13 protein-coding genes and 1 pseudogene are annotated in these 20,549 nt (G+C 71.7%); 6 read left to right on the forward strand and 8 right to left on the reverse strand.

The features are described from left to right. Positions 1–93: 93 nt before the first annotated feature. Positions 94–942 (reverse strand): SDR family NAD(P)-dependent oxidoreductase, encoded by an 849-nt coding sequence (locus tag IF01_RS0124780; RefSeq protein ID WP_030395740.1) that lies wholly within the window; start codon positions 940–942, stop codon positions 94–96. Between the two features lie 103 nt (positions 943–1,045). Between IF01_RS0124780 and IF01_RS0124785 the strand changes: the two genes are divergently transcribed. Continuing rightward, positions 1,046–1,675 carry a CGNR zinc finger domain-containing protein gene (locus tag IF01_RS0124785; protein ID WP_030395741.1) on the forward strand — a complete coding sequence of 210 codons (630 nt, stop codon included), beginning with the start codon at positions 1,046–1,048 and terminating at the stop codon, positions 1,673–1,675. A 148-nt stretch (positions 1,676–1,823) separates the two neighbouring features. Here IF01_RS0124785 and IF01_RS44240 read toward each other — a convergent pair whose 3' ends face one another. From IF01_RS44240 to IF01_RS42270, 7 genes and pseudogenes are all read right to left on the reverse strand, one after another. Continuing rightward, a complete protein-coding gene (locus IF01_RS44240) occupies positions 1,824–2,315 on the reverse strand; it encodes a peptidoglycan-binding domain-containing protein (RefSeq protein WP_157855338.1) in 492 nt (163 codons plus the stop codon). A gap of 280 nt (positions 2,316–2,595) precedes the next feature. After that, entirely contained in the window at positions 2,596–3,303 is a 708-nt protein-coding gene (locus IF01_RS0124800; protein ID WP_030395743.1) for a hypothetical protein, read from the reverse strand. A 135-nt stretch (positions 3,304–3,438) separates the two neighbouring features. After that, positions 3,439–4,509: a hypothetical protein gene (locus IF01_RS0124805; RefSeq protein ID WP_157855339.1), complete on the reverse strand. Its 1,071-nt coding sequence runs from the start codon at positions 4,507–4,509 to the stop codon at positions 3,439–3,441. Then, on the reverse strand, positions 4,506–5,363 hold the full coding sequence (locus IF01_RS0124810) for a TnsA-like heteromeric transposase endonuclease subunit (RefSeq protein WP_078880266.1): 858 nt from the start codon (positions 5,361–5,363) through the stop codon (positions 4,506–4,508). The genes IF01_RS0124805 and IF01_RS0124810 overlap by 4 nt, the downstream gene beginning before the upstream one ends. 322 nt (positions 5,364–5,685) lie before the next feature. Continuing rightward, positions 5,686–9,246 (reverse strand): DEAD/DEAH box helicase, encoded by a 3,561-nt coding sequence (locus tag IF01_RS0124815; protein WP_030395746.1) that lies wholly within the window; start codon positions 9,244–9,246, stop codon positions 5,686–5,688. Further along, positions 9,231–9,962 (reverse strand): hypothetical protein, encoded by a 732-nt coding sequence (locus IF01_RS0124820; protein WP_157855340.1) that lies wholly within the window; start codon positions 9,960–9,962, stop codon positions 9,231–9,233. Before IF01_RS0124820 ends, IF01_RS0124815 begins: the two co-directional genes overlap by 16 nt. A gap of 423 nt (positions 9,963–10,385) precedes the next feature. Continuing rightward, positions 10,386–11,307 (reverse strand): annotated as a pseudogene (locus IF01_RS42270) (transposase). A gap of 581 nt (positions 11,308–11,888) precedes the next feature. Here IF01_RS42270 and IF01_RS0124830 point away from each other — a divergent pair. The 5 genes from IF01_RS0124830 (at position 11,889) to IF01_RS0124850 (ending at position 20,476) form a co-directional block, all read left to right on the forward strand. Beyond that, complete coding sequence (locus IF01_RS0124830; protein ID WP_244215619.1) at positions 11,889–13,541, forward strand: acyclic terpene utilization AtuA family protein; 1,653 nt, start codon at positions 11,889–11,891, stop codon at positions 13,539–13,541. After that, positions 13,538–15,136 (forward strand): acyl-CoA carboxylase subunit beta, encoded by a 1,599-nt coding sequence (locus IF01_RS0124835; protein ID WP_030395749.1) that lies wholly within the window; start codon positions 13,538–13,540, stop codon positions 15,134–15,136. The genes IF01_RS0124830 and IF01_RS0124835 overlap by 4 nt, the downstream gene beginning before the upstream one ends. 50 nt (positions 15,137–15,186) lie before the next feature. Then, complete coding sequence (locus IF01_RS0124840; protein ID WP_051756162.1) at positions 15,187–17,166, forward strand: ATP-binding protein; 1,980 nt, start codon at positions 15,187–15,189, stop codon at positions 17,164–17,166. A 156-nt stretch (positions 17,167–17,322) separates the two neighbouring features. Continuing rightward, entirely contained in the window at positions 17,323–18,510 is a 1,188-nt protein-coding gene (locus tag IF01_RS0124845) for an acyl-CoA dehydrogenase family protein (protein WP_030395751.1), read from the forward strand. Between the two features lie 373 nt (positions 18,511–18,883). Beyond that, positions 18,884–20,476 carry a 4-coumarate--CoA ligase family protein gene (locus IF01_RS0124850; RefSeq protein ID WP_030395752.1) on the forward strand — a complete coding sequence of 531 codons (1,593 nt, stop codon included), beginning with the start codon at positions 18,884–18,886 and terminating at the stop codon, positions 20,474–20,476. Positions 20,477–20,549 lie beyond the last annotated feature (73 nt).

Genomic DNA, 20,549 nt, shown 5'->3' on the forward strand with positions numbered 1-20,549 from the left:
GTCGAAGCCGTCTGCTGCGGCTTCGACCCGGACCCCTGTGCCGTGCCGGGGCGGCGGCGGGAGCCGTGCCGCTCCTCGCCCCGTCCCGTCGCCCTACTCGTCCATGGCGTCGGTCACGCCCTGCCGGCCGTCGAGGTCGGCGAGCCGTTCCGTCAGGGCGGAGCGCATGTCCGTCGCGGCGGAGGCGCCGAGGGCCAGGCGCAGCGGGGGGTTGGGGCTGTCGACCGCGGCCCGGATGCCTGCGGCGATCCGCGCCGCGGCGGAGAACGCGGTCGTGGGCAGTTCCCCAATGCCCTTCTGGACCTCGCGGACGGTCGGGTCGTAGTCGTCCAGGCCGGCCGCGACGTCGAGGTTGGCGAGGAAGGGGGTCGCGGTCAGTCCGGGCTGGACGAGGGTGACCTTGATGCCGAGCGGTGCGACCTCGGCCGCGAGCGCGTCCGACAGCCCCTCGACCGCGTGCTTGGTGGCGGCCAGCAGGCCCACGCCGGGGTGGGCGGACTGCCCGTAGACCGACGAGCCCTGGAGGACGTGTCCCGACCGCTGGGCCCGGAGCACCGGCAGCGTCGCGCGGAGCACGTTGAGCACTCCGAAGACATTGGTGTCGAAGACGGCGCGGGCCTGTGCGTCGGAGGCCTCCTCGACGGCTCCGAAGAGTCCGTAGCCCGCGTTGTTGGCCACGACGTCGATCCGGCCGAACCGGGCGAGCGCGGCGTCCACGGCGCCCTGGACGGCTCTCTCGTCCCGGACGTCAGTCCGGACCAGGAGCAGGCGCCCGCCGTGGGCCCGCGCCGTCCCGTCCAGGGGGGAGGTGTCGCGGGCGAGGGCCGCGACGTTGTCGCCGTTCTCCAGTGCCTGGAGCGTCAGTTCGTGGCCGATGCCGGAGGTGGCGCCGGTGATCAGCCAGGTGCGGAGGTCGGTCCGGGGGGTGGAGGTTTCGTTCATGTTGCGACCGTAGAGCGATAGCTCGCAACGCGTCAACCCTGATCGCTTCGACGGTTGCCCACTAGCCGGAGTAGCTCCACTCGCACTGAGGTACTGTGGGGGGATGACCACAGCGACGGCCGGATCCCCCGGACCAAGCCCGCGCACCGTCACGCCGACGGTGGAGACCGTGCTCGCCTTCGTGAACACGCGCGCCGACGGAGCGGGCCGCCGCGAACTCTTCGCGGACGGCGACTCGTTCGCCGCCTGGCTGGCCGAGCGCGACGAGTTCGGCGGCGAAACCGTGGTCACCGACGCCGACGCCGCGGCCGCGCGCGAACTGCGCGACGCCCTGGTGACACTGCTGCTCGCGCACTCCGGCGACGAGGAGAGCCGGGGCGAGCCGCTGCTGCGCGCCGAGCAGCACCTGCGGCGAGTGGGCCCGCTCTATCCGCTGGCGACGGTGGTCACGGCCGACGGGGTCGGGCTGACCTCGCCGCAGGCGGGAGCGCCGCGCGTGTTCGGCACCGTCCTGGCCGCGGTGACGGCCTTCGCCGGGACCGGCGACTGGGCCCGGATCAAGGCCTGCCGCAACCCTCCGTGCCACTTCGGCTTCCTCGACCGCACCCGCAACGGCGGAGGGCTGTACTGCAGCACCGGCTGCGGCTCCCAGGTCTCCATGCGCAAACACCGCCGCCGCCTGCGCGAGACCACCGCGACCCCGTCCGGGGCCGCCGCCCCGCCGGAGGTCTGAGCCCGTTCCGGCGAGCAGGGCTCACGGGTGGTTCGGGTTGATCCGCACCGCGCCGGACTCCGCCGCGCCGGACGCCGACGAGAACCCCTTCCACTCGTCCGCGGTCGTCAGCGGACAGCCCGGGAACACGAATCCGGCCGACGGCCCGCTACTGCGTCAGGTGTGCCCACGTCTGCGGCCCGACGATGCCGTCGACCGCGATGGCGACGCGCTGCCGGAACTCGCGCACGCGGCCGTCCGTGACCGGGACGAACCAGCCGTCGACGGCGAGCCGCAGGTCGGGCGGGTGATCGTTCAGCAGCCGCTGGAGCTTGCGCACCGACGCCCCCTGGGAGCCCTGGCCGAGAGTGGGGGTGCCGATGCCGTCCGACGCACCCGAGCCGGGTCCGGCGGTCCGGACGTCCAGGTAGAACACGTACTTGCCGAGATCGCCGGCGTCGTCCACGCCGGTGAGGACGATGCTGTCGGTGAGCTGCAGCGTCCGCGGGGCGTCGGGTCGGGTCCGGACCTGGCGGCGGGAGTCCACGGACAGCAGTCGGCTCCGGGGCAGGGCGATCGCCCCTGGGTTGCAGGGGTCGTCCTGGACGCCGAACAGGTCGGCGAAGACATCGATCGGAGCCCCGGACGGGAGCCCGGTCATGGATGCGGCCGCGGTGGCCACGCCACCCCCGGCGGGGACGGCGACGGTGGCGGCCGCACCGGTGACGGCCCGATCGGCGGTGGCGGTGACCGGCCGTGTGCAGTTCCGTCCTGCCGAACCGGTCGGGTGGGTTCCGGGCCGGCCGAACGCCCCGCCTCTCCCGATCCGACTCCGCCCCGGCGCCGTGTTCCGCCCGCACCGGTGACCGTCCTCGGGCCCGCCCGCAGGGCCGCCCGCCCGGAGGGGCGGACGGCCCGGCACGGGAGTTCGGGGTCGGGGATCAGGCCTTGCTGAGGGAGAACAGCCGGGTGGTGCCGATGCAGCCGGTGCCGGCGGACGAGGCGGTGACGACCCATCCCTTCGGGATCGGGGAGTAGGAGCACACCACGGCGTACGTCTGGTTGCTGAGGTTGTCGATGGTGTACTCGACGCCGCTGCCGGCGCAGCTGCTGGTGTTGACTCCGCCGGTGACGGCCCACTGGGCGGGAATCGGGGAGAAGGAGCACACCCAGGCGCGGGTCAGCCCGGCGGTGTTCTTGATGCTGTAGTCGACGCCGCTGCCGGCGCAGGTGCGGCTGCCGCTGTACGAGGCGGTGACGACCCACCCGGTCGGGACGGGGGAGAAAGAGCAGACGCTGAGGGCGGTGGTCACGCCAGCGGTGTTCTTGATGGTGTAGTCGACGCCGCTGCCGGCGCACTTGATGCTGCCGCTGTAGGAGCCCGTCACGACCCAGCCCGCGGGGACGGGCGAGAAGGAGCAGACGTCGAAGTACGTCTGCTCGGTCGAGTCGCTGATGGAGTACTCGACACGGGTGGCGGGACAGTTGCGGCTGGGGGTCGAGTGCGTGATGACCCACCCGGCGGGGACGGGCGTGTTGGAGCATATGGTCGTGCTGGCGGTGACCTGCTGCGGGGCCGCCTGGGCCTGCGCCGTCGCGCCGGCCAGCACCCCGAGGAACAGCAGGACGACCGTCAGCAGGTGTGGCACGCGGGTCCGTAGGGCCTTCACAATCTTCCTCGGATCTTCTCGGGAGCTCTACCGCTCACGCGGATGTCGGTCGGATCGTGCCAGATCCGTACCGGTACGACCAGAGCGCCTTCCCGGCCCGGCCGCGCTCGCCGCTCACCGGTGTGTGACCGGACACGCTAGTTGGCGAGACGGTGGCGGTTTGGCCAGGTCGTTGGATGCGTCCCGCAACAGCATCGCGATGTCCACCGACGTGTCCGACACCAGCGTGAGGCGGAACGCCACGATCGAGTGCGTGTAAAGATCCAGCGCCAGCGACAGCACCACGGAGACCGGCTCACCGAACACGTGCTCACGAACCTTCACCGGCAGCGGCGTGGAGTCCAGCGCGACGACCTGCCCCGGCCGGTGCACCACCACCCGCCGCCCCGCCTCGGCGATCTCGGCGGTGCGGACGTAACGCTGCCTCGAGCCGCCCGGCCCGAACCACTCTCGCCAGACCCGCCCCAGCGTCTTGCAACTGGGAACTTCCTCAGCCGGGAAGTCGGGGAACACCTCGGCGACGTACTGGTGCAGCAGCCGATGCCGGGCCGCCATGGTGATCCGCGACCGCTCCACGCACTCTGCCCGGACAGCGAAGATCCCCTCCCGGATCTCCTTTGTGACGCTTGGTCGGCTACCACCGGTCCGCAGCCACCGGCCGTCCGCGCAGGCCAGTACCAAGTCCTCGCCCGTGCTGCGGCCCAGGCGCTCCAGAGTGCGAAGGCTCATGAACCGCAGGCCCAGTGCCCGGGCCTCGATCTCTGGCAGGGCCCGCAGCTCGGCCGCCTTCGCACGGCGCCGCTCGCCGACCGTGGTCACCCGCGGGTCGAAGCCCGGCCTCGGCTCCCCGGCCTGGGCCCGGTCCGGGCTCCCGGCGCGGAATCCCGTCTCGGCTTCCAGGACGTGCTCGGCGCGGATCCGGGCCTGCCGAACCTGCTCGGGCGTCAGATCGGACAGTGCCGTGCCCCGCCGGTCCCGCGCAGGTCGGTCCCCCTGTCCGGCCGAACGGGCGGGGCGAAGACCAGGATGGTTGGCCAGCCAGCGCAACGACCGCCGACTGAGCCCGCCTTCCATGTCGGCCAGCACCACCCGGCCCAGGTGTGGCTCAAGTTCCTCAACAGTGAAGCAGGCCCCGTCGAGCTCCAGCTGGAGCCCGGGAGCGAGCAGCAGAACGCCCCTGCTCACGACCACAGCCCCTGCCCCGGAAGCTGGCGGCCCGAGTGCCAGCCAGCGAGCCAGACGAGAGAGCGGTCGCCGAGCGGGGAGCCAAGATCGAGGCCAAGGCGCCGGTGCCAGAGCAGATGAATTGCCTCCGGCCGGGCGAGCGCCGGCCAAGGCGTGGCCTCCGACAACTCCCCGAACGTGACCGGCCCGCCGCCGACAACGGCCAGGAGCTCGGCCTGGAGGCCGAGCGGGTCCTTGCGCGGACGGCGCCGGGCCGACAGCGCGTCCAGCACTCCGACCACGTGCGGGCGCCAGCCGGTGACCACGCTGTAGCGCCAGCCGACCGCCGTCGCGGCCTCCGAGGCGGCGGCGAACTTCACCGCGTCCTCGTCCTTCACCAGGGCAGCGGGGCGGACATCGAACAGCCAGGACCCGCCCGGCAGCAGCGCGAGGAAGTCCGGGATGTGCGCGGAGCGGCCAGCGGTGTGCTCAAAGTCCAGGCGGAACGGCTGCGGCAGCACCTCCCGAGCTCGCAGGAAGTCAAGCGCCCGCAGCAGGTCCCGCTCCTCCAGCGACTCGAAACCGTTGAGGCGGCCGGTGGAGACCATGAACTCCAGTCCTGGCCGGTGCCGCTGCCGGGCTCGCCAAGTGAACCGGCGTACCGGCTCCGAGTCCAACACCGGTACCGACCCGAGGTCTCGGACCGGCCAGACGACCTGGCTGCCGTTCAGCTGCCAGGTCGTGACCCACCGCCGTGTCCAGCCCTCACCGAGCGCCAGCTGTTCCCGATGGGCTCCATCGGCGGTGAACGTGCTGGTCAGCGCAATGAGATCGCATTCGTCCGAGCGGATGCCGGGGCTGGGCCGCGTACTCATGTGAGAACAGAAGCACTTGGCGGCGGCAGCCGTGGGTGAGACGCCCGAAAGAGGCGGTGAGCTGATGAATTTTCACCCGCTCGAGTAACTGCCGCTGCTGTCCCGCCTCGGCGCCGGGGGTACTCTGCGCAGCCACTCGTAATGGGGAGGACCAACTCAGCGGTAGCGGTCGAACCTCCAGCCTGGCTCGGTCAGGTAGAGGCCGCCGTCCAGGTCCCAGCCCGGCGGAGTCCAAGCCGAGCCGACCGGCCTGAACGACCTGCCCGAGGGCACTCGGATCACCGTCCGCCACGAGTGTTCGGACCCCGGCGCAGAGCCTGGACTATTGGTCTGCGGCTGCGTGGGAAAGTCGTAGGCGCGTTCCTTCCAGAATCGCATCGATCACTAAGCCGCTGCGCAGGGCAGCAGCGACATCGGCGTGGTCTCTCGCAGCGATGCGGCCGCGAGTGCGATGGTCGTCTGTGATGAGAATTTCGCGGGCTGGCTTGGTGTTGGTCCAGACGAGACTCACCCTGCCAGGTGTGGGTTCGATTGAGAGGTCGGGTTCGATTTCCAACTCGACCGGGTCCCCCTTCAGGAGGGTTGGAAGTAGGCTGCGTCGGCGTCGGCGGACGTACTCCAGGAGGTCATCGATCTCCAAGGCTGTCGGTCGGAAACGATCGTGCCATCCGGGGATGTGCTGAGAGGCCAGCTGTGTGCCGAGGTCGGTGGGGGCGATGTCTTCGTAGGCAGCCCACTGGCCGACGTTGTAGGCGAGGGTGCGGGAGCGGACGCCGTGGATGAGTAGGTGGAGGGCCTGTTCGGTGTCGACGCCATAGCGCAGGCACCAGGCGGTAGTGGTCCGAAGGCGGAGAGGGGCGGACATGTGGGCCAACTCTTCGTTGGCCATGTTGATGAGCGCGCCGACTGTCCAGGACAGGTAGTGCTCGAAGGTGACGCTGATGTTGGAGACGGCCTGCTCCAAGGCCCAGTCGATCTCTGCGTTCGGCAGCCACTCCCGTGCCATCGCTGGGATGGGTGTGCCATTGACCCAGCGCGTGATTGCCCCGGCGAGGTCGACCTGGACCGCCTGGCGGTTCCTTCCTCGACGGCGGTCGCGGAACTGCCAGGCCTTCTCCCGTTCCGGGAGCTGAAGGAGCGCCTCGTAGACCTGCTCTTCTTCCAGGATCTGCAGGGTCTCCGCCAGGGTCAGTTCGTCGGGTTCCAGCACGGACCACATGTCGAAGGTGGTCATCTCTCCGTCGAAGGTCGCAGCGCGTTGGGCCACTCGTCGGGCCAGCCCATCCAAGGTGCGAGCGCTGCGCAGGCTGGTGCCGGCGCTCGTCCAGCGGCGACGGCTCGCCGGGTTCGTCGCCGCATAACGATGACGGGTGGTCTGCGCCAGGCTGTACCAGCGCGCGCGGTCCTGGTCCGGAAGCTGTTGCATAGCCAGAAGGCGGTCGACCGTACCGATCGGGTCGGGAGCGGCTGCTTCCAGGTGCGCGTGAGCATCGAGGACGAACCATACGAAGCTTATGAAGTCGGCGGCCATGCCCTGGGCTACCGCCATGACGTCGTCCGCGCTGGAGGTGATGATCGCCTCGGCGGCTGCGAGCGCCTCCAATGCGGCGTGGCTGGCGAGCGCGGAGCGGACCTGAAGCTGCTCGCTGTCAGGCGAGAAAAGGTTGTAGTCCTCCGTGCTGGTCTCCCGGTTCAGGGCGAGCAGGATCCAGCCCTCGCTCTCCTGGCCGGCCCTTCCTGCCCTGCCGACGGCGTTGAGCAGTCGGGCCGGATCGAGCCCGTACGACGCGGAACCGCGGTTGGTCTCCTCGCTGTCGAGGTCGGCGGTGATCAGGACGGTGCGAACTGGCAGGTTCACGCCGTCGGTCAAGGTGCTGGTGCTAGCCACGGCCAGCAGGCGTGCACCGCGCAGCGCGTCCTCGACGGCCTCCAGGACATCGTCAGGGAGAGCCGCGTGGTGGAACGCCACTCCGTGGCGGGTGCAGCCGACGAGAGGGTGCTCCTCGCCGAGTTGCTCAGCGAACAACTGGGCGAGTTCCAGGGCCGGCTCAAACTCCGGCAGGTGCTTGGCCATCGCCATTGCAGTGGACTGCGCTAGGTCCTTGGTGCCCGCGACGACCAGCATGGCGCCAGCAGGCAGCAGCAACGTTGCAGCTGCAGCGAACATCTTGTACGCCGCCGTGCTTTTGCTCTTGTCCTTCTTGCACCCCCTGAGGCTGGACTCAACAGGGTGATTGAGGACGAGTTCGCCGACCGGCTGAGTCGATAGCTGAATGGGTGTCATGGACTCTGCGGGACGTAGGCTGATCCCTACCGACAACGGGACGCTGGTTTGCCACGGCAAATCGGCTGAGCGCGGCCGGGCCGTTGTTGACTGCTCGTCCCAGGAGGGCGTGGTGGAGAGCAGCCCGTGCAGACGGCGTGGCCCACGCCACGCCGAGGTGAACAGGACCTCGGGGGTGCCGGGGGCGAGCCAGGAGGCCAGTGCCGCGCCGTTGCCGACTGCGGCCGACAGCAGCACGAGCCGGGGTGCATCCGGGTAGGTCTGGCAGAATGCCAGCAGTCCCTCCAGGAGAAACCCGCGCTTTCCTTGGGCTATGTGATGGGCCTCGTCCACCACAATCAGCGTCACATCCTTCAACGCCGTTTCGGGGTCGTTGCGCAGGCTGTGCATCAGGCGTTCAGGGGTGATGACCTCCACATCCGCCGGCTCCTCCTCCGTCGGCCCGAAGACCTGCCAGGCACCGGGGAACTCCGGAACGTCCGCGTCCAACTCCCGGTCCAGCACACGCAACCGCTCGCGCAGGGAACGGCGCATCTCACGGGTAAGACTTCGCAGCGGCGACACGTACACCACCCGACCGGGCACCGTCGCCAGGTGCGAGCACATGATCAGCTGCGAGATCAGGCTCTTCCCGGCACTAGTCGGCACACTCACCAGGAGCCGACTGGTCGATGGATCCAGCGGATTGGCACTGCCTCGGCTGAGCAGCTCACGCTGCGGCGGCCACAGCGTCAGCACCGGCGGCGACGTCAGCGTGAACGCCTGGGCGACTGCCCTCCGAGCATCGGGAGGCAACAGCTCGTGCAGACTGCCCGCACCGAGGTCACCCAACAGTCGAAGCAGGTGGGCAGCCACCCATTGCGCATTGACGTCCCCCCTGCCACTGCGCCCGCTCACCACTCGTTCCAGGGCTTCATGGGCCCGCCGTAGGCGGTCGCGTGCGCCGAAAACGAGAAAGTTGGTCAGGTCGGCGACTGCGTTCACCACGTCCTGGGTTGGCCCGAAGAGGGTGCCCTGCAGATCGTCCAGACCGAGCAGATCCTGCAGTTCGCGCATCCGGCGGCGCCAATGCCGCAGCAGGTCCCACAGCCGCCCGGTGTCGAAGCCGAGGAAGGCCACGCCCGCCTCCACCGAGAGCGTCTCGATGGCGTCCAGGGCCGCGAGGGGCTGAGCCTCACCGCTGCGGCGCAGCGGATCCGGGCCGTGACACAGGTCGGCGACGCGCCGCCAGACGGCTGTGGCGTTCGGATCCTGGTCGCAGCGCCGGTAGCCGATCTGCGCGCCGAAGGCCAGGGATAGAAGCTCGGCAGCCGGCCGCTCGGTGTCGGCGAGCGCCAGGTCGAAGATGTGAGCGCTGACGGCGAACGCATGCCGTTGCCGCGCCGGATTGTAGCGCTCAGCCGCCTCGGGGAGGGCCGCGACGCCGTGCAGGTACCAGGCCGTGCGCAGCACGGAGTCGTCGACCTCGAACCTGTTCATCATCGCGCGGACCTCGATGTCGGCGATGAGGCGCATCAGCTCTTCAGGGCTCGGGAGTGTTGAGGTCCGCAGCGAGCCCAGGGCTTCCCGTAGGACGGGAAGGCTCAGAGTGCGCTCCACAAGAGCTCCTTCACCTGGTCGGCAAATTTGGTGAAGTCGCCCACTGCGACGATCAGCCCTTCAAGCTGCCCCGGGTGTCTGAGATCAGGCAGATAGCCGGGTACCTGCGTGAAGGCGGACCGCTTGGGCAGCGAGGCAGTGTTGGTGGAGACGCTTACGCCAGCACCGCCGCTGGGATCGGCCTGGATCCACAGCTCTACCAGCTGGGACATCAGTTCGCCGATGTCGCCCGGCTCGTTGGCGTGCGCGCTGCAGAGCTTTGCCAGATATTCCAGGCCCCGCTCTTTGAGCTGGTCAGCGGCCTTGCTGATCGTTCCGCTGACGGAACCTGCTCCGGTGAACTTTTTGATCTCCCAGAGGCGGAACAGCAGCGAGGTGTCCGGAGCCCCCGTCAGCCGGTGCACGACGAATCCGTCCCCGCCGCCCTCAGTCACACTCCAACTCGGCGGCTCTAGGAAGGCAACCTCCCGGCCCTGGGGCTCTTCCTCGTGGAGGAACAGGTACCACAGCCACTCGCCGACGTGCCCAGGGACATGGTCCTCGGCGTTCGTAGGGCGTGTCGGCAGCCCGAAGACCGGTTGCACGCATACCGACACCCGCCGGGCCTCGGCAGCCGTGAGTGAAGTGCTGGTCGTGGCTGCGGATCGCCACAGGTCGTAGGCCGTGGAGCGGCCGGAGCGGTGGCGCATGATGGCGTCCGCGACTATCCAGGCCACCGCTGCCCTCTCCTGGCTCCCCTCCGGAGCGAGGACGACCAGGTGCCACGGGCAGGCAGCATCCTGGGCCTGCGGTGTTCGCCTGAAGAACGGAGACACCCGATACCCCGCCGCCGCAGCCTGTACGTCCGCCAGCGCAACGTTGCTATGGCCGATAGTCACGGATGCGCGAACCCCCTGGGCCATGAATAAAGTCAGATCATCCTAGGTCAATGTCAGGAGGGTTGCCGGGTCGGACGTGCTTGCCGCTTACCCCGGGCAGATGGTGTGCGTCTGCGGCTCGCTGCGGACCGGCGCTGGCGTCACGAGCTGACCGCCGCGTTCCACCGCATCGTGCCACTGCCCCGGCCAGCTACCTGATCCGACTAACGACCTGGTGCGTGATAGCGGCGGCGATGTGACGAGCTGCGCGGCGGCCGTTGGTCAGATGGCCGCGGTGCGGTCGGAGACGAGGCCGGCGATGGCGAGGTAGGTCGCCGGGAGGGTGTCGCGGCGGTGGGTCCAGCGGGCCAGGCCTTTCCAGCGCTTGTGGTCGGCGAGGGCGTGCTCGACGGGGATGCGCTGGGACGAGTGCTCATGACGGGCCCGTTCCCGGGCTTCGTGGACTTCCGGTGCGGCGATCTTGTTCGGCTTCCTGGGTGGTGTGACTGCCTTGCCGGGATGGTCTCTGCGGAGTCCCAAGTAGCCGTCGTCGAGGAGAACTTGGACCATGGGGAACTGGCGGAATAGATCGTCGATGCCTTCACCCCGTATCGCGGTGGCGTCGTGCATTCGTCCTGGGCGGAGGTTGCCGGCCCCACAGGGTGCGGCCCTTCGCGTCGGCGACGACGGTGGCCTTCATCGTGTTCTGCTTCTTCTTGCCGGAAACGAAGGCCCGACGCCCACCCCGGTGCGAGGTCGGGCGGCGGACCTGGACCTCGGTTGCGTCCAGTCGCAGCACGACGCCCTCGGCCTGGGCGTAGGCGAAGACGTCCGCCAGAGTCCGCAGCCGGATCCCGGGACGGTCTGGCACCGCGAAGCCGCAGGCGGCGAGCAGGCCCCTGACCTCGCCGACGGCCCGGCTGATCGTGGAGCGGTCAACACCGAACAGCAGGGCCAGGACCGCGTGCGGCAGGTCGTGGCGCAGGTGGATGAGCGTAGCGGTCACCCGGTCGATGAACACGAGCCGGTGCCTGGCACCCGCACCGGCAGCCCGTTGCCGCGCTCCACCACGGGCGGCACGCCGCCGTCCCTCAACATCGGCCTGCCAGGGAGACTCGAGCTCGGCGGTGAGCTCCGCTAGGTGTCGGCGCGAGTTGCCGGTCAGCACCCGATGGCCGAGGACTGCACGGTTCACCTTGATCATCACGCCGTCAGATCATGCCGCCCACAACGCCGCTGGTCACATCGCCGCCGTAGTCACGCACCAGGTCGTAAACCGTCCACGCCCATCCGTAATCCCAGGGCCCGCATGAGTATCGACCCGTGCGTCCAGCCCCGACATACCCATGACTCCATAGCTGCCGCATCACAACCGCCCAGGAAGATCGCCCAGCTCAGCTAGCCCCAACCGAGCGCAGGGGCTAGCCACCAACCGGCAAGATCGGCAGCGGCCAAGTCACCCGGCGAGACCCTGGGGCTGGCTTCTCGCGGGTGCGAGCACTCTCTGTAGCCGGGTCAACGCCGTCGCCAAATATCGTGTCGTACCGCCAACAAGCGTGTCCGGTCACACGGTGGCGAGCGCGGCCGGGGAGGCCCGGGGAAAGAAAAACAAGCAGGCGTGATTGCTTTTTCTTTCGGTGGGTGCCAGTGTGCTCACCGACGGCGATCGTTGGGCCACCTCTGGGGGTAGGCGTGCGAGTGGGGTCGGAGGCCGGGGCGGGTGACCGCGCGGCGGTGTTGCGGGTCGGGAATGCCTCGGGGTTCTACGGGGACCGGTTCTCGGCGATGCGGGAGATGCTCACCGGTGGGCCGCTGGACGTGCTCACCGGGGACTACCTGGCCGAGTTGACGATGCTGATCCTGGCGCGGGACCGGTTGAAGGACCCCTCGCTCGGCTACGCGAAGACCTTTCTGCGGCAGCTGGAGGAGTGCCTCGGCCTCGCGCTGGAGCGCGGGGTGCGGATCGTGGTCAACGCGGGCGGGCTGAACCCCGCGCGACTGGCCGACGCGGTGCGGGAGTTGGCGAAGAGCCAGGGGCTGGACCCGGCCGTCGGGCATGTCGAGGGTGACGATCTGCTGCCGCGCAACAAGGAACTCGGACTCCCCGGCGGGCTGTTGGCGGCCAATGCCTATCTGGGGGCGTTCGGGATCGCGGAGTGCCTGCGCGGCGGGGCGGACGTGGTGGTCACCGGGCGGGTCACCGACGCGGCGCTGGTGGTCGGCCCGGCCGTCGCCCACTTCGGCTGGGGTGCCGGGGACTTGGACGCGCTCGCGGGTGCCGTGGTGGCGGGGCACGTGCTGGAGTGCGGCGCGCAGGCCACCGGCGGCAACTACGCGTTCTTCCGGGAGCACGACGTGACCCGGCCCGGGTTCCCGCTCGCCGAGCTCCACGCGGACGGGTCCAGCGTCGTCACCAAGCACCCGGGCACCGGCGGCGCGGTCACCGTCGGCACGGTGACCGCCCAACTCCTTTACGAGACCGGCGGTCCGCGCTACCTCGGCCCGGACGTCACCGCCCGCCTGGACACCGTCCGGCTGACCGAGGACGGGCCGGACCGGGTGCGGATCGACGGGGTGCGCGGCGAGGCGCCCCCGGCCACCCTCAAGGCCGGGCTCAACCGGCTCGGCGGCCACCGCAACGAGGTGGTGTTCGTCCTCACCGGGCTCGACATCGAGGCCAAGGCCGCCCTGGTGCGGCGGCAGTTCGAGGACGGGCTGGCGGCCGACCGGCGGCCGGCCGAACTGCGGTGGACGCTGGCCCGCACCGACCACGCCGACGCCGCCACCGAGGAGGCCGCCTCCGCGCTGCTGCGGCTCACCGCCAGGGACGGCGACCCGGCCCGGGTCGGGCGCGAACTCGGGCGGGTGGCCGTCGAGATGGGGCTGGCCGGGTATCCGGGCTTCCACCTCACCGCCCCGCCGGGGCCGGGCGCCCCGTACGGGGTGTTCGAGGCCGCGTACATCGCGGCGGGGGAGGTCGAGCACACCGCCGTACTGCCGGACGGGCGCCGGGTGGCCGTCCCGCCCGCGCCGGTCACCGCCACCACCGGGGAGCAGCCGGAGCAGGACGAACCGGACGTGGAGACGGGCGCAGTCGACCCCGGCCCCACCCGCCGGGTTCCGCTCGGCCTGGTGGCCGGCGCCCGCAGCGGCGACAAGGGCGGCGACGCCAACCTCGGCGTCTGGGCCCGGGACGAGCCCGGCTGGCGCTGGCTCTCCCGCACCCTCACCACCGAACTGCTCCGCGAACTCCTCCCGGAGACGGCGGAGTTGCCCATCACCCGGCACCTCCTGCCGAATCTCCGCGCCCTCAACTTCACCATCACCGGCCTGCTCGGCGAGGGCGTCGCCGCCCAGCACCGCTTCGACCCGCAGGCGAAGGCGCTGGGGGAGTGGCTGCGCTCGCGCCGACTCGACATCCCGGAGGCCCTGCTGTGACCGTCCTGCCCACCCGCCTCGACCCGGGCGGCGCCGAGTACACCGCGTTCCGGGAGACGATGCTCGCCAAACTCGCCGAACTGGACGGCGAGCACGCCAGAGCCTTGGCCGGCGGCGGCCCCAAGTACGTCGAACGCCACCGCAAGCGCGGCAAGTTGCTCGCCCGCGAACGGATCGAGCTGCTGATCGACGAGGACTCGCCGTTCCTGGAACTCTCCCCGCTCGCCGCCTGGGGCAGCGACTACCCGGTCGGCGCCGCGCTGGTCACCGGCATCGGCGTGGTGGAGGGCGTCGAGTGCGTGATCACCGCCAACGACCCGACCGTGCGCGGCGGCGCCTCCAACCCGTGGACACTGCGCAAGGCGCTGCGGGCCAACGAGATCGCCCTCACCAACCGGCTCCCGCTGGTGAACCTGGTCGAGTCCGGCGGTGCCGACCTGCCCAGCCAGAAGGAGATCTTCATCCCGGGCGGCGCGCTGTTCCGCGACCTGACCCGGCTCTCCGCCGCCGGAATCCCCACCGTCGCCGTCGTCTTCGGCAACTCCACGGCGGGCGGCGCCTACGTGCCCGGCATGTCCGACCACACCGTGATGGTCAAGGAACGCGCCAAGGTCTTCCTCGGCGGACCGCCGCTGGTGAAGATGGCCACCGGTGAGGAGTCCGACGACGAGTCGCTCGGCGGCGCCGAGATGCACGCCCGGGTCTCCGGCCTGGCCGACCACTTCGCGCTGGACGAGCCGGACGCGCTCCGCCTCGCCCGGCGGATCGTCGCCCGGCTCAACCACCGCAAGCCGGGGCCCGATCCGGACCGCTCCGCCGAGCCGCCGAAGTACGCCGAGGAGGAACTGCTCGGCATCGTCCCCGGCGATCTGAAGGTCCCCTTCGACCCGCGCGAGGTGATCGCGCGGATCGTCGACGGCTCGGACTTCGACGAGTTCAAGCCGCGCTACGGCAGCAGCCTCGCCACCGGCTGGGCCCGCCTGCACGGCTACCCGGTCGGCATCCTGGCCAACGCGCAGGGCGTGCTGTTCAGCCAGGAGTCGCAGAAGGCGGCCCAGTTCATCCAGTTGGCGAACCAGCGGGCGGTCCCGCTGCTGTTCCTGCACAACACCACCGGCTACATGGTCGGCAAGGACTACGAGCAGGGCGGCATCATCAAGCACGGCGCGATGATGATCAACGCCGTCGCCAACTCCCGGGTGCCGCACCTGTCCGTGCTGATGGGCGCCTCGTACGGGGCGGGGCACTACGGCATGTGCGGGCGGGCCTACGAGCCGAGGTTCCTGTTCGCCTGGCCCAGCGCCAAGTCGGCGGTGATGGGGCCGCAGCAGCTGGCCGGGGTGCTGTCGATCGTCGCCCGGCAGTCGGCCGCGGCGAAGGGGCAGCCGTACGACGAGGACGCGGACGCCGCGATCCGGGCCATGGTCGAGCAGCAGATCGAGGCCGAGTCGCTGCCGGTGTTCCTGTCCGGCCGGCTCTACGACGACGGGGTGATCGACCCGCGCGACACCCGCACCGTGCTCGGGCTCTGCCTCTCGGCGATCCACAACGCGCCGGTCGAGGGCGCACCCGGCTACGGCGTCTTCCGGATGTGAGGGAGCTTCCCGCGATGACCACCGACCACCCGATCACCACCGACCACCCGATGACCACCGACCACCCGAGCAGCACGGGTGCCCTACCGATCACCAACCTGCTGGTCGCCAACCGGGGCGAGATCGCCCGCCGGATCTTCCGCACCTGCCGCGAACTCGGCATCGCCACCACCGCCGTGTACGCCGACCCGGACGCGGACGCCCCGCACGTCCGGGAGGCCGACACCGCCGTCCGGCTGCCCGGCGCCGCGCCCGCCGACACCTACCTGCGGGCCGATCTGATCGTCCGCGCCGCGCTGGAGGCCGGGGCCGATGCCGTCCACCCGGGGTACGGATTCCTCTCCGAGAGCCCGGCGTTCGCGCAGGCCGTACTGGACGCCGGCCTGTGCTGGGTCGGGCCGCCGCCGGCCGCGATCGCCGCGATGGGGTCCAAGACCGCGGCCAAGCACCTGATGGCCGAGGCCGGGGTGCCCGTGCTGGACGCGCTCGACACCCCCACCGAGGCGGACCTGCCGCTGCTGGTCAAGGCGGCCGCCGGCGGCGGCGGGCGCGGCATGCGGATCGTCCGCGACCTCGCCGACCTGCCGGCCGAACTCGGCGCCGCCCGGGCCGAGGCGGCCAAGGCCTTCGGCTCGGACGAGGTGTTCTGCGAGCGCTACCTGCCCACCGGCCGGCACGTCGAGGTCCAGTTGCTGGCGGACGCGCACGGCACGGTCTGGGCGGTCGGCGACCGCGACTGCTCACTGCAGCGCCGCCACCAGAAGGTGATCGAGGAGGCCCCGGCCCCCGGGGTCCCGGACGACGTCCGCACGGCCCTGCACGCCGCGGCGGTGAACGCGGCCCGCGCGATCGGCTACACCGGCGCCGGTACCGCCGAGTTCCTGCTCGCCGAGGACGGCCGGTTCTGGTTCCTGGAGATGAACACCCGTCTCCAGGTCGAGCACCCGGTCACCGAGGCCGTCACCGGACTGGACCTGGTCGCGCTCCAACTCGCCGTCGCCGAAGGGGAGAAGCTCCCCGGCCCGGACGCGCCGCCGACCGCCGGGCACGCCGTCGAGGCCCGGCTCTACGCCGAGGACCCGGCCAAGGACTGGAAGCCCGCCACCGGGACCCTGCACCGGCTCGAACTCGCCTCCGGCCCCCAGGAGTTCACCTCGACGGGCGCGGCCGGACTGCGGCTCGACTCCGGGGTCGCACCCGGCGGCGAGATCACCCCGCACTACGACGCGATGCTCGCCAAGGTGATCGCCTGGGCGCCGACCCGCACCGCCGCCGCCCGCCGGCTGGCGGACGCGCTGGCCCGCGCCGAGGTCCACGGACCGGCCACCAACCGGGAGCTGCTGGTCCGGGCGCTGCGCCACCCGGCCTTCCTCGCCGGGCAGGTGCACACCGGCTTCCTGGCCGAGCACGCGGCCGGGCTGCTCGCCCCGGACGCCAAGGGCACCGGACGCGCGGCCCTGGCCGCCGCCCTCGCCGAGGCGGCCGCCCGGTCAGCGGCGCGGACCGGCGCGCTGCCGTCGGGCTGGCGCAACCTGCCCTCCCAGCCGCAGGTCAGGCGCTACCGCACCGAGGACGGCGCGGAGACGGTGGTCCGCTACCGGCTCACCCGGGACGGGCTGCGGGCCGAGGAGCACCCCGGGGTGGCGCTGGTCGAGGCTTCCGCCGGGCGGGTGGTGCTGAGCGAGGGGGAGGTCCGGCGCGCCTACGCGGTCGCCCGCCACGGTGACCGGGTCTACGTCGACACGCCGTTCGGCAGCACCGTGCTCACGGCGCTCCCGCGCTTCCCCGACCCCGTCGGGCAGACCGACCCCGGCGCCCTGCTCGCCCCGATGCCGGGCACCGTCGTCCGCACCGCCGCCGAGGTCGGCGACACCGTCGCCGCCGGACAGCCGCTGCTCTGGCTGGAGGCGATGAAGATGGAGCACAAGGTCACCGCCCCGGCCGACGGCGTCCTCGCCGAACTCCGGGCCACCCCCGGGCAGCAGGTCGAACTGGGCGCCCTGCTCGCCGTCGTGCACCCCGCGCCCTGAACCACCGCGACGCCCAGCCACAAGCACACCGCTACACCGCTACACCGCTGCCCCGCCACCCCGAGCCCCCGCTGTCCCGCGACCCCCGCCACCCCGAGCCCCCGCTGTCCCGCCACCCCGCAACCCCCGCCGAAGAACCGCCCGGAAGGACCAGCCATGTCCGCACCGCGCACCACCGCTCCCGGCAGCCAGCTGATAGAGACCCCCGAGCGCACCGCCCTGCGCCGCGCCGTCGCCGACCTCGGCGGCCGCTACGGCTCCGCCTACTACCTCGCCAAGGCGCGCGCCGGTGAGCCCGCCGACGAACTCTGGGCCGAGGCCGGCAAGGCCGGCTACCTCGGCGTCAACCTCCCCGCCGAGTACGGCGGGGGCGGCGGCGGAATCACCGACCTCGCGATCGTCCTGGAGGAGCTCGGCACCGCGGGCTGCCCGCTGCTCCTGCTGATCGTCTCCCCGGCGATCTGCGGCACCGTGATCGCCCGCTACGGCACCGAGGAGCAGAAGCGGCACTGGCTGCCCGGTCTGGCCGACGGCAGCCGCCGGATGGCCTTCGGCATCACCGAGCCGGACGCGGGCTCCAACTCCCACCGGATCTCCACCGTCGCCCGCCGCGACGGCGAGGACTGGCTGCTGGCCGGCCGGAAGGTGTTCGTCTCGGGCATCGACCACTGCGACGCCGTGCTGTTCGTCGCCCGCACCGAGGACGCCCGCACCGGGAAGCTGAAGCCCGCCCTGTTCGTCGTCCCGCGCGACACGCCCGGCTTCGAGTACCGGCCCATCCCGATGGAACTGGTCGCTCCCGAACGGCAGTTCCAGGTCTTCCTGGACGACGTCCGGCTGCCCGCCGAGGCACTGGTCGGCGACGAGAACGCCGGACTGCTGCAACTGTTCGCCGGCCTCAACCCCGAGCGGATCATGACGGCGGCCTTCTCCCTCGGGCTGGCCCGGCAGGCGCTCGGCAAGGCCGTCGAGTACGCGCGCACCCGGGTCGTCTGGTCCACCCCGATCGGCGCCCACCAGGGCCTCGCGCACCCGCTGGCGCAGTGCGCGGTGGAGATCGAACTGGCCCGGCTGATGACCCAGAAGGCCGCGCTGCTCTACGACGGGGGCGAGGACGCCGCCGCCGGCGAGGCCGCCAACATGGCCAAGTACGCCGCCGGGGAGGCCGCCGCCCGGACCGTCGACCAGGCGGTGCAGACGCTCGGCGGCAACGGCCTCACCCAGGAGTACGGGCTGGGCGCGCTGCTCGCCGCCACCCGGGTCGGCCGGGTCGCCCCGGTCAGCCGCGAGATGGTGCTCAACTACGTGGCGCAGCACACCCTCGGCCTGCCCAAGTCGTACTGACCCGGCCCGGGCCCGGATCGCCGCCCCGGGCCCCTCCGGCAGGTTCGTCCCCGAGCCCCTCCGCGCGACCCGCGCGACCCGCGCAACGCCCCTCCACCCGATTCGTCCTCGAACAGATCGTCGCATCATCGTTCTGGCATCTGACCGGATCCCGCCCGCCCCACCACCCCGGCGCACCCGCGACCCGCCCCCACCTCGTGTTTCGCCATACCGCGCCACCCCTGCGCCCCGCGCGCTCCGCCAAACGTCCGTCACAGGGGCGCACCGACCGCCCACTGTCCGTATGCTCCTGTGCGCGCGCCGTACGGCCGGTCGCAGAGGACCTCCCGCCGGTCGCCCCGCCCCGCGCCAACTACCGCACAGGAGGCACGCCTTGGTGTTCCACAGCGAGTTCCCGGACGTCGGCATCGTCGACCTCGCCCTGCACGACGCCGTTCTCGGCGACGCCGAACGCCACGGCGACCGGCCCGCCCTCATCGACGGGATCACCGGCGAGACGGTCAGTTACGCGCAGCTCGCCCACGCCGTCGGCCGGGTCGCGGCCGGCCTCGCCGAAGCGGGCGTCCGCCAGGGCGACGTGGTGGCCCTGTTCAGCCCCAACACCATCCGCTACCCGATGGCCTTCTTCGGCGCCACCCGGGCCGGCGCCACCGTCACCCCCGTCTCCTCCCTCACCACCCCCGGCGAACTCGCCGGACAGCTCGCCGACAGCGGCGCGCGCTGGCTGCTGACCGTGTCGCCGTTCCTGCCCACCGCCCGCGCCGCCGCCGAGAAGCTCGCCGCCGAGGGCCGGGAACTCGCCGCGATCGTCGTCCTGGACGGCGCCGAGGGCCACCTCTCGCTCGCCGACCTGCTCGCCGCCACCGGGCCCGAACCCGAGATCGACCTCGACCCGGGCCGGGACGTCGCCGTGCTGCCGTACTCCAGCGGCACCACCGGCCTGCCCAAGGGCGTCATGCTCACCCACCGGTCCATCGCCACCAACCTCGCCCAGACCGACGCCGTCTTCCGCCCCGAGGTGGGCGAGCGGGTGCTCGCGGTGCTCCCGTTCTTCCACATCTACGGACTGGCCGCGCTGCTCAACCAGCCGCTGCGCTGCGGCGCCACCGTGGTCGTGCTGCCCCGCTTCGACCTGGAGCAGTTCTGCCGCACCATCCAGGACCAGCGCGTGCAGTCCGTGCTCGCCGCCCCGCCGATCGTGCTCGCCCTCGCCAAGCACCCGCTGGTCGACGGCTTCGACCTGTCCTCGGTCGAGTACCTGCTCTGCGCCGCCGCCCCGCTGGACGGCGAACTCGCCGAAGCCTGCGCCCGCCGCCTCGGCCTGCCCCGGATCCTCCAGGGCTACGGCATGACCGAGCTGTCCCCGGTCAGCCATGTGATGTCCCCGGGCGACCCCGACCCCTCGCCGGGCTCGGTCGGCCGGATGCTGCCCTCCACCGAGCTGCGGGTCACCGCGCTGGACGGCACCGGCGCCGACCTCGGGCCCGGGGAGCGCGGCGAGCTGCTGATCCGCGGCCCGCAGGTGATGAAGGGCTACTTCGGCCGCCCGTCCGACACCGCCGCCACCGTCGACGCCGACGGCTGGCTGCACACCGGCGACATCGGCTTCGTCGACGAACGCGGCTACCTGCACATCGTCGACCGGGTCAAGGAGCTGATCAAGTACAAGGGGTACCAGGTCGCCCCCGCCGAACTGGAGGCGCTGCTGCTGAGCCACCCGCAGATCGCCGACGCCGCGGTGATCGGGGTGCGCGACGCCGAGGGCACCGAGAGCCCCAAGGCCTTCGTCGTCCGGGCCCCCGGCAGCGCCCTCACCGAGCAGGAGGTCGCGGCCTTCGTCGCGGGCCAGGTCGCGCCCTACAAGAAGGTACGGGCGGTGGAGTTCCTGGACGCCGTCCCGAAGTCGGCGGCGGGCAAGATCCTCCGCCGCGAACTGCGCGAACGCGAGGCCGCCGCCACCGGCTGAGCCCCCTCCCCGCACACCGGCCCGGCCACCCCCCCCCCCCCCCCGGCCGCACCGCCCCCGCCCCTCCCTGCCC

It is taken from the genome of Kitasatospora purpeofusca, from assembly GCF_000718025.1.
GTDB classification, from domain to species: Bacteria; Actinomycetota; Actinomycetes; order Streptomycetales; family Streptomycetaceae; genus Kitasatospora; species Kitasatospora purpeofusca.